A 2,553-nucleotide genomic window follows, 5' to 3' on the forward strand; every position below is an offset into this window, starting at 1 on the left:
GCGCTGGGCCAGGCGTATTCCCAGAAAGGCGATCGCGCGAATGCGGTGGTGAATCTGGAAAAAGCCCTCGCGCTGGACCCGCACAGCAGCAACAATGACAAGTGGAACAGCCTGTTGAAAGTGAACCGCTACTGGCTGGCGATCCAGCAGGGTGATGCTGCGCTGAAAGCCAATAATCCAGAACAGGCCGAACGGTTGTTCCGGCAGGCGCGCAGTGTTGATAACGCCGACAGCTATGCAGTGCTGGGACTGGGTGATGTGGCAATGGCGCGCAAAGATTACCCCGCCGCGGAACGTTATTATCAGCAGACGCTGCGCATGGACAGCAGCAACACCAACGCCGTGCGCGGACTGGCGAATATTTATCGCCAGCAGTCACCGGAAAAAGCCGAAGCGTTTATTGCCTCGCTCCCGGCCAGCCAGCGGCGCAGCGTTGATGACATCGAACGCAGCCTGCAAAACGATCGTCTGGCACAGCAGGCGGAGGCACTGGAAAATCAGGGCAAATGGGCGCAGGCGGCAGCGCTTCAGCGGCAACGGCTGGCGCTGGATCCCGGGAGTGTATGGATTACTTACCGGCTGTCGCAGGATCTCTGGCAGGCCGGGCAACGTAGCCAGGCCGATACCCTGATGCGCAATCTGGCACAGCAGAAACCAGACGATCCGGAGCAGGTTTACGCTTACGGGCTGTATCTCTCCGGTCACGATCAGGAGCGGGCGGCGCTGGCGCATATCAACAGCCTGCCGCGCGCGCAGTGGAACAGCAATATTCAGGAGCTGGTTAATCGGCTGCAAAGCGATCAGGTGCTGGAAACCGCTAACCGTCTGCGGGAAAGCGGCAAAGAGGCCGAAGCGGAAGCGATGCTGCGCCAGCAACCACCTTCCACGCGCATTGACCTCACGCTGGCCGACTGGGCGCAGCAACGGCGTGATTACACCGCCGCCCGTGCTGCGTATCAGAATGTCCTGACGCGCGAGCCGAATAACATCGACGCCATTCTTGGCCTGACGGAAGTGGATATTGCTGCAGGCGACAAAGCGGCAGCGCGCAGCCAACTGGCGAAACTGCCCGCCACCGATAACGCGTCGCTGAACACGCAACGGCGTGTGGCGCTGGTGCAGGCACAGCTTGGCGATACCGCGGCGGCGCAGCAGACGTTTAACAGGCTGATCCCACAGGCAAAATCTCAACCACCGTCGATGGAAAGCGCGATGGTACTGCGCGATGGCGCGAGTTTTGAAGCGCAGGCGGGGGAACCGCAGCAGGCGCTGGAAACCTACAAAGACGCAATGGTCGCATCCGGTGTGGCGACAACGCGTCCGCAGGATAACGACACCTTTACCCGTCTGACCCGCAATGACGAGAAGGACGACTGGCTGAAACGCGGCGTGCGCAGCGATGCGGCGGACCTCTATCGTCAGCAGGATCTCAACGTCACCCTCGAACATGATTACTGGGGTTCGAGCGGTACTGGTGGCTATTCTGATCTGAAAGCGCACACCACCATGTTGCAGGTGGATGCGCCGTATTCCGACGGGCGAATGTTCTTCCGCAGTGATTTCGTCAATATGAACGTTGGCAGTTTCTCCGCCGACGCTGAGGGTAAATGGGATAACAACTGGGGCACCTGTACGTTACAGGATTGTAGCGGCAATCGCAGTCAGTCGGATTCCGGTGCCAGCGTTGCTGTCGGCTGGCGCAATGACGTCTGGAGCTGGGATATCGGCACCACGCCGATGGGCTTCAACGTGGTGGATGTCGTTGGTGGCATCAGTTACAGCGACGACGTGGGGCCGCTTGGTTACACCATTAACGCCCATCGTCGCCCCATCTCCAGTTCCTTGCTGGCCTTTGGCGGGCAAAAAGACTCCCCGGGCAACACCGGGAAAAAATGGGGCGGCGTGCGTGCTGATGGCGTGGGGCTAAGCCTGAGCTACGATAAAGGTGAAGCGAACGGCGTCTGGGCATCGCTTAGCGGCGACCAGTTAACCGGCAAAAATGTTGAAGATAACTGGCGCGTGCGCTGGATGACGGGCTATTACTATAAAGTCATCAACCAGAACAATCGCCGCGTCACCATTGGTCTGAACAATATGATCTGGCATTACGACAAAGACCTGAGTGGGTACTCACTCGGTCAGGGCGGTTACTACAGCCCGCAGGAATACCTGTCGTTTGCCGTACCGGTGATGTGGCGTGAGCGGACGGAAAACTGGTCGTGGGAGCTGGGTGCGTCTGGCTCGTGGTCGCATTCACGAACCAAAACCATGCCGCGTTATCCGCTGATGAACCTGATCCCGACTGACTGGAAAGATGATGCAGCCGACCAGACCAACGACGGTGGCAGCAGTCAGGGCTTTGGCTACACGGCGCGGGCATTACTTGAACGCCGCGTCACATCCAACTGGTTTGTCGGCACGGCAATCGATATCCAGCAGGCGAAAGATTATGCGCCCAGCCATTTCCTGCTCTATGTACGGTATTCCGCCGCCGGATGGCAGGGCGACATGGATTTACCGCCGCAGCCGCTGATACCTTACGCCGACTGGTAA

The 2,553-nt window shown here is 59.1% G+C and carries 1 protein-coding gene; it reads left to right on the plus strand.

Translation table 11 applies throughout. The features are described from left to right. Positions 1-2,553: cellulose synthase complex outer membrane protein BcsC (bcsC, locus tag BEA93_RS24125; RefSeq protein ID WP_105225219.1), on the plus strand; the 2,553-nt coding region annotated here is incomplete at its 5' end.

The organism is Escherichia sp. MOD1-EC5950, from assembly GCF_002965345.1.
Classification (GTDB): Bacteria; Pseudomonadota; Gammaproteobacteria; order Enterobacterales; family Enterobacteriaceae; genus Escherichia; species Escherichia marmotae.